This window comes from Armatimonadota bacterium (assembly GCA_020354555.1).
In the GTDB taxonomy this organism is placed as follows: Bacteria; Armatimonadota; Hebobacteria.
In genome coordinates, this window is record CP070648.1 from 4,637,064 (window position 1) to 4,644,709 (window position 7,646).

Consider the following 7,646-nt stretch of genomic DNA (forward strand, 5'->3'; position numbering starts at 1 on the left):
AACCGCCACATGATAGGCAGTGCCCGGCGTGTCAAGAAAGCCCACCTCCAGGGGCGCCGCGGGGTCGGAAACGTCAATCACCCGCAGGCCGGCTGACCCATCCGCGACGTAGGCATACCCGCCCGCGACCGCCACCCCATAGGCATAACCCGGCGTGTCGCAAAAGCCCACCTCCAGGGGCGCCGCGGGGTCGGAGACGTCAATCACCCGCAGGCCGGCAGACCAATCCGCGACATACGCATACTCGCCGGCGACCGCGACGTCGTTTATGCTGCCGAGTGTGCCGTAGTAGCCGATTTCCACGGGCTGCGCAGGGTTCGAGATACTAATCACCCTGAGGCCGGCATCATAACCCGCGACATAGGCGTACCCGCCCGCGACCGCCACTCCCACGGCCAGGCTTGGCGTGTCTAGGTAACCGACCTCCACCGGTGCCGCGGGGTCGGAGACGTCAATCACCCGCAGCCCGGCAGACCCATGCGCGACGTAGGCGTACCCGCCCGCGACCACCACATGATGGGCAGTGCCCGGCGTACCCCAGGAGGCGACCTCGACCGGCGCCGCGGCATTGGAAACGTTAATCACGCGCAGTCCGCTGGCACCATCCGCGATATAGGCATACCCGCCCGCGACCGCCACATGATAGGCAGTGCCCGGCGTGTCAAGAAAGCCCACCTCCAGGGGCGCCGCGGGGTCGGAAACGTCAATCACCCGCAGGCCGGCAGACCCATCCGCGACGTAGGCATACCCGCCCGCGACCGCCACCCCATAGGCATAACCCGGCGTGTCACAGGAGCCGACCTCCACCGGCGCCGCTGCATTCGAAACGTTGATCACGCGCAGTCCGCTGGTACCGTCCGCGACGTAGGCATAGGCCCCCGCGACCGCCACGCCTACCGCCTCGCCCGGCGTATCACAGAAACCGATCTGGCGTGGCTGGCCGGGCGAGGAAACATCCACGACAGTCATAGCGCCTAAGGCCGCAATGTACGCGTAATCGCCGTTAACCGCGACGAAATACGGCAGGCCGCCGCCAAGTTGCCCCACCAGCGGCCAAGCGCCGCCCTCGGCGCGTGCAGGTTGCGGAGCGATCAGTGGAATCAGCGAAGACACGGCGAGCGCAACGAGGTGTGACAACCGAATAACGAATGCGCGGTTCATGCTGTACCCCGGTCGGCTGATGCCCGGCCGTGGAGCCGCTGCGGCTGCCGTGCCGGATCTGAACGCACTTCCACGGTAGACCGGTAAGTACCTGCTATAGCCCGGATAGCCTAGCCGCCAGTCCCGTTTGTCAACGGCAGCGCGGGCATCTACTGCGGCCAGGGGAATGCGCTGTGCCAGGCGGGTTGTTGAGCTTCAGCGTTCTTGGGACGATTCCGAGGCTGAATTAGGGTGCACTCCCGTGTCCCGGCTCTCGATTATTGTTCCCTCCGCGCGAGCTTGCGGCAGTGCTCGCGCGTTGCCACCAGGGTCCGAATCTGGAGTGCTTTTCTCCGCGCCAGGATGGCTTCCCTGTGGGCGGAGCGGCAGGAATGCCCGCCTCATCTACCTAAAACTGCAACATGCCGAATGTCCCAACAGCGCGCAGGACGTCCAGGAGAGAGTTCTTGAAGACGGCAGGTCTGACAACTTTGGCGACGGCGGCATTAGGCGCTGCGCCAAGTGTCCGCGGCAATGAGGCGTCGCGCCGATCAAACATCCTGCTTATCCAAACCGACAGTTGGGACGGCCGTGTGCTCGGATGCATGGGCCATCCGGCCACGCGCAAGGCGACACCCAACCTGGATGCGCTGGCGGCTCGCGGGGTGTTGTTTCGGAACGCCTACTGCAACGCCCCGATCTGTTGCCCGTCGCGGGCGAGTATGTGGAGCGGGCGGTACACCCATCACTGCGAAGGGTGGAACAACCACAAGGGCCTATCGAAAAGCGACGCGACTTTCCGCACGCAACTCGAGGCGGCGGGATATCGCACGCAGACCTATGGGAAAGAGGACTATCTCTCCGGGGGGCACACGGTCCGGGCGCGGGTGTCGGCCTGGACGCGGTCGGCAAACATCACGCGGCCTCAGTACCGAATGGCCGGACCCGAGTTGATCGCGGGCGACGAGGCGCGGGTGCATGAAAAGGACTGGAGAAACACGGATCGAGCCGTGGCGTGGCTTGAAAACGCCGCGAAGTCGCCGGGCACTCCCTTCACCCTCTACCTCGGCATCAGCGCGCCGCACCCGCGGTTCGTGACGTCTGAGAGGTATTACGATCTGATTGAGAAGACCGGCGTGACGATTCCGCCCGCCGACAAGCAGGACCATCCGGCCATGGCCTATCAGCGTGCGGTGAAGAACTGGATGCACGGATTCTCTGAGGGCACGGTTCGGCGGGTGAGGCGAATCTACTACGCGATGTGCGCTGAGGTGGACGCGATGATGGGCGAGGTACTCGCGGCGTTGGAGCGCACGGGCCTGGCGCAAAGCACTTATGTGGTCTTCACCAGCGACCACGGCGAGAACGCCCTCGAACACCGCCAGTTCTACAAGATGAACCTCTACGAGTCCTCGGCGCGCATTCCGCTGATTGTGGCAGGGCCCGACGTGCGACACGGCGCTGAAGTGACTGCGCCCGTGTCGCTCGTGGACATCCATCCTACGTTGATGGATATGGCCGGCATCACCCAGCCTGACGGGCTCGACGGACACTCGCTGATGCCCGAACTCGCCGAAGGTTCCGCTGCCCGACCGGACTGGGTGTTGGGCGAATACCACGACACCACGTGTAACACGGGTGCGTTCATGCTGCGACGCGGCGACTGGAAGTACATCGCGTATGTGGGCCTGCCGCCCCAGCTCTTCAATCTCAAGGACGATCCCGAGGAAGTGACGAACTGCGCGGAGACCACTCCGGCGGTGGTCGCGGAAATGGACGCACACCTGCGCCGCATCGTTGACTACGAAGCCGTTGATGCGAAAGTGAAGGACTATGACCGCGAAGCCTTCCGCCGCTGGCGAGACGAAGAGCGGAAGACCAGGACGTATGAGGAAACCATGGCGCGCATCTTCAGCGGGTGGGATGACCTCGAGCCCGGAGACGTTGTTGCCTGGGCGGATGAGGATGAGGCGCGCATCGAGGCCTGGCTTGAGACTTCGCGGACGCCTTCGCCTCTCAGCCCGGTGCCCAGTGAGACAAAGCAGGAGTAGTGCTGTTCGTCGCCAGCTTCAGTGGGACGAATCCGATGGCGCATTAGAGCACAGCAAGGTGTTCGGTGTTCTGGTCACGCTCGATAAGGCCGACCCGGCCCGCCTGCGCCCCGGCGTGACCGTAGGTCTCGAGATGGTGCTTGGCGGCGTGAACCATGCCGTCATGGTGCCGACTCGCGCCGTGTTCAAGGAGAAACAGCGCTCGCTCGTGTATCTCGCCCAGGGGGGCACGTTCGAGCGCGTGCCTGTCACGACCGGCATGCGCAATGACTGCGCATCGAGGTCCGGGGGCGACCCCGCGCCGGCGACCGTGTGGCGCTTGACATTGGCCGACGGTCTAGGTCAATATCGCTGCCGGCGGTGCGCTCCAAGGGAACGATTGGTGGCCTTTGGACCTGTGGTTTTGGAATGATCTTTCTTTGAGGACGCCTGACCCGGAGGGGAGCCCAGCATGTCTGAACGCTGTACGCGGCGAGAGTTCTTGGGTGTGAGTGCGATGGGTGGCTTGCTGTTGGCCACTCGCCCATGGGCGACGTATGCCTCCGCCTCTCAAACGGCGTTTCCGCAGCCCAGCGGGAAGTCGCGGATTTGCGCGATGTTCACGGGCACCCCCGGCCCTGCGGATCGCGGCTGGGGGGCGGATGCCTCCCAGATGAAGGCGGCGAAGGCGGCCCTGCTGGAAGCGGAAAAGAAGCTGGGCAACGTGGTCCTGGTGATGGGCCGGTCCCGCAGCGCACAGCAAACGGCCGCTCTTTTGGATCAAGCCGGCCGCGACACGCCCGTGCTGGCCATCAATCTCCAGTGCTTTGCTCTGACGCAGGTGGTGGGGCCCATCTTGGAGCGCAAGGTTCCGCTGGCCGTGTTTTCCCTTCCCGCCAGCGGTCATGATTGGATGTATCCGCCGCGCTGGCAGCGGGCCGGCCATCGCGTGACATTGCTGGCGAGCAGCGACTACGGCGAACTGGAGCGCGCGCTGCGGCTCCTGCGGGTGATCCCCATGATGCAGGAGACGCGAATCCTCCTCTTCCCGCCCGCCCATGGGACCGCGCCCGCCTGCTCCCCCGAGCAGGTCAAACAGCGCCTGGGTGCCGAGGTCGTGCCCGTGGAACAGACGGTGTTCGATGAGATGCTGGCCGGCGTGGAGGTGGATGCCGTGCGGGCCGAGGCCGAACGGTGGATCCGGAGGGCCAGACGGGTCATCGAACCCACCAAAGAAGACATCACCAAGGCGGCCCGGGTCAGCGTGGCCCTCCAGCGGTTGATGGAGCAACATCGAGCTCAAGGTCTGGCCGTGGGGACCTGCATGGGCTGGCTACCGCGCGGCTTCCCCTGCCTGGGCTTCAGCCGACTCCGTGACCGCGGCATCCCCGCCGCGTGCGAAGGAGACATGGACTCGCTGCTGACGATGATTCTCTTCCAATACGCTTTCGATGAGCCCGGCTTCCAGGGCAACGCGACGTTCGATACCTCGCGCAACGCCTTGTGGACGGCACACTGCACGGCACCCTTGAAGATGGCAGGGGCTGACGGCACCGAGGCCCCCTATCTGCTGCGAGGACACTCCGAGCTCGGCGGTGGCTGTGTCCTCGAGGTCCGGTTGCGCGCGGGCCAGACGATTACCCGCGCGAAACTGATTGATCTGGACACCATCTTGCTCTCCTCCGCGAAGATCATCGAGGTGCCCGAGAAGTCGGTCCGCGGCTGCCGTACCCAGATCGTCACCAAGGTCCGGGACGCGGCGAAGATGGCCCTACAGTGGAGCAGCGCACTGGAAACCGAGGACGCCATGACGCTCTTGCACCGCGTGGTCTTCTATGGCGACCACACGCTGAGTGTCCGCCATCTTGCCGATCTGATGGGGCTGAAGGTATTCGAAGAAAGGTAAGAGTCGCGGTGAAGGCTGGGCAGTCGTGCCGTCCGGTCAACCATCGAGAGCTATCGAGGTTCTTGTGTTATAGAAATGCCTCGTGGGCTTCGGCGCTCGTCTCAATGACCTCGTCCGGAAGAGTGTCTGCGGCAGCGAACGCCGCGGCCAGGCAAGGCCGCCGCTGGCGCCTTGCGGCATCAGCGGCCCTCCGCCAATGCCAAACACTCCATCGGATCCTATCGAGCGCCCGTGTCGAGCTTCAGCGATGTCCGCGGAATGAGAAGCCAACGAAAGCACCGTTCCCGTGCCCTTCCTCTTGCGTCTCGCCGCCCTGACGAGCTTGCGATAGTCGTCGCGCGTCGCCACCAAGGTCCGAATCTGAAGCGCTGTTCTGCTCACCGGGATGGCTTTCCTGCGCGGAACACGGAGGAGGAAACTGGTGGGCCGTGCATGATAGAAGCGATAACCTCTCCGCCGGTGCGGATCGGTGCCAATGCGGTCGTCGCTGGTAGGTAAGCAGGGGGGGCGGGCCCGCTGCCTCTCGGCGCCGTCGGGCTAGCCCGATCCTCGGCGCACCGCGACGATCTCGGCGACGATGCTTAACGCGATCTCCTCGACCGTCTCCGCCCCGATCTGTAGGCCAACGGGCGCATGTAGGCGCGACAGGTCGTCCTCGTCAAAGCCGCGCCGGAGCAACCGCTCGCGGATCGCGGCCACCTTCCGCTTGCTGCCGATCATCCCGATATACCTCGCGCGAGTTCGCAGTGCACGCGCGACCACCTCTTCGTCCAGAGCATGACCGCGTGTCACCGCCACCACGTAAGCTCCCTCGCCGATCGCCAGACGCTCGAAGGCATCATCAACGCCGGCGACCAGCACCGTAGACCGGGGGAACCGGCGGGCGTTCGCGAACTCCGAGCGATCATCGATGACGATCGTCCGGAAGCCGACGAGGTCGGCCAAGTGCGCGACGGGAACCGCGATGTGGCCCGCCCCAAAGACACAGAGACAAGGGGAAGCGAAGACCGGTTGCAGGTGGGCGCGCACCGGCTCCTTGACGAAGCAGGGCCGCTCCTCGGCGCGGCAGCGCTCCCCCAACTCGCGAAGCGCGTCATCGTTGACGGCGTCTCCGCTGGTGCCCAGAAGCACGCCGTCCGGCAGCAGGGCCAGTTTGCGCAGAGCGCCTTGTTCGGGAATGATGGTGATGATTGCCGCACGCTCCCCTGCCGCTTCGGCGCGCGCCGCAGCGGCATACACTTGCACCGCGCGGTCCTCTCCGATAGGCTCTATGAGCACCGCGCACTGCCCCCCGCAGATCATGCCGCTGTCGGCGGCTTCATCCTGCGTCAGATCGAACTCGGCGATGCGCGGCTCGTCCTGCGCTATCACCTCGGCGGCCTGCCGCAGCACCTCCGCCTCGAGCGGCCCGCCGCCGATGGTGCCCAGCGCCGAGCCCTCATCCCGTACGAGCAGCAAGGACTCGAGCACCAGCGGAACTGAGCCGCTCAGCCAGAGCGGCGTCGCCAGAGCGGCGCGGCGCCCCGCCTGCTGCAGCCTCACAATCTCCTGATAGATGCCGCGACTACTGCTCTGCGTGGAATCGGCGGAGTTCATCCTCGTATTGTTCCCGGGTGTCCATGTCGCTGACGACCGCGTCGGAGTCGCATTCCACCTCGATGCTGTCGTCGAGGTGGGCGTGGACAAGGTCGCGGAGAGTCTGGTCATCAGTGAGAGCGAGGATTGCCTCGCGGTAGATGAGATCGAGGATCAGCGGGTGGCCGCGTTTGCCCCGGTACGTTGGGAAACCGATGCCCTTGCCGCTGTCCTGATGTGCGCGGATGAGGTAGGAGATGGCTTCCGCGCGGATCCGGGGTTGGTCGCCCAGGGCGATGAGGAAGCGGCTCAGCGCGGCGGGCAGCGCCGCCACGCCGACGCGTATCGAGGAGACCATGCCGCGCTCCGGGTAAGGGTTGCGCACGATCTGGGCGCCGGTGGGCGCCAAGGCGGAGGCGATCGCTGCCGCATCCGCGCCAGCGACGACGATGATCGGGACGACACCCGCCACAGCCACCGCGGAGACGACCGAGGCGACGACTGTGGAGTCGCCAAAGGGCATCAGCAACTTCGGAGAGCCGAAGCGGCGCGAGCTCCCTGCCGCGAGCACCACTGCGCCGCAGCCACCGTCGCCCTGAGGCGAGTGTCCCTTCTCAGAGGCTGTGGCGTACCGTCGAGCGCGCGTGCGGCGGGAAGTGCACACGGGGTCACCGTTTCGCCAATGCCTCCACGACCCGCTCGGGGGTCATGGGCAAGTGGAGCAGCCGCGCACCCGTCGCCGTGCAGATGGCGTTGGCGACAACGGCGCCCATGGTGATGATGGCTGGCTCGCCCCCGCCCTGGGGGGCGTCGTTCTTGTTCTCCACGAAAACCGTCTCGATCTGCGGCAGCCACGAGAAGCGCGGGATCTGATAGGTGCCGAAGTTGCGGTCGAGAATCTCTCCGCCCCTGAAGCGGATCTCCTCGGTCAAGGCGTAGCCCAGACCCATGGTGATGCAGCCCTCCATTTGAATCCTCGCCCCTTCGGGATTGAC

The 7,646-nt window shown here is 65.4% G+C and carries 7 protein-coding genes; 3 read left to right on the forward strand and 4 right to left on the reverse strand.

Annotated features, from left to right (window positions below):
- The coding region (locus JSV65_19035) for a hypothetical protein (protein UCH34587.1) at window positions 1–1,161 on the reverse strand (1,161 nt) is incomplete at its 3' end.
- 446 nt (window positions 1,162–1,607) lie between these two features.
- Between JSV65_19035 and JSV65_19040 the strand changes: the two genes are divergently transcribed.
- From JSV65_19040 to JSV65_19050, 3 genes are all read left to right on the forward strand, one after another.
- Window positions 1,608–3,191, forward strand: coding sequence for a sulfatase-like hydrolase/transferase (locus JSV65_19040; GenBank protein ID UCH36849.1), 1,584 nt, complete (start codon window positions 1,608–1,610; stop codon window positions 3,189–3,191).
- Between the two features lie 58 nt (window positions 3,192–3,249).
- Window positions 3,250–3,603, forward strand: coding sequence for a hypothetical protein (locus tag JSV65_19045; protein ID UCH34588.1), 354 nt, complete (start codon window positions 3,250–3,252; stop codon window positions 3,601–3,603).
- A gap of 240 nt (window positions 3,604–3,843) precedes the next feature.
- Window positions 3,844–5,076 carry a hypothetical protein gene (locus tag JSV65_19050; protein ID UCH34589.1) on the forward strand — a complete coding sequence of 411 codons (1,233 nt, stop codon included), beginning with the start codon at window positions 3,844–3,846 and terminating at the stop codon, window positions 5,074–5,076.
- A 537-nt stretch (window positions 5,077–5,613) separates the two neighbouring features.
- Here the strand turns inward: JSV65_19050 and JSV65_19055 are convergent.
- The 3 genes from JSV65_19055 to JSV65_19065 all read right to left on the reverse strand — a co-directional run.
- On the reverse strand, window positions 5,614–6,672 hold the full coding sequence (locus JSV65_19055) for an XdhC family protein (protein UCH34590.1): 1,059 nt from the start codon (window positions 6,670–6,672) through the stop codon (window positions 5,614–5,616).
- Window positions 6,641–7,225: a nucleotidyltransferase family protein gene (locus JSV65_19060; GenBank protein UCH34591.1), complete on the reverse strand. Its 585-nt coding sequence runs from the start codon at window positions 7,223–7,225 to the stop codon at window positions 6,641–6,643. The genes JSV65_19055 and JSV65_19060 overlap by 32 nt, the downstream gene beginning before the upstream one ends.
- Before the next feature lie 94 nt (window positions 7,226–7,319).
- The coding region (locus JSV65_19065; protein UCH34592.1) for a xanthine dehydrogenase family protein molybdopterin-binding subunit at window positions 7,320–7,646 on the reverse strand (327 nt) is incomplete at its 5' end.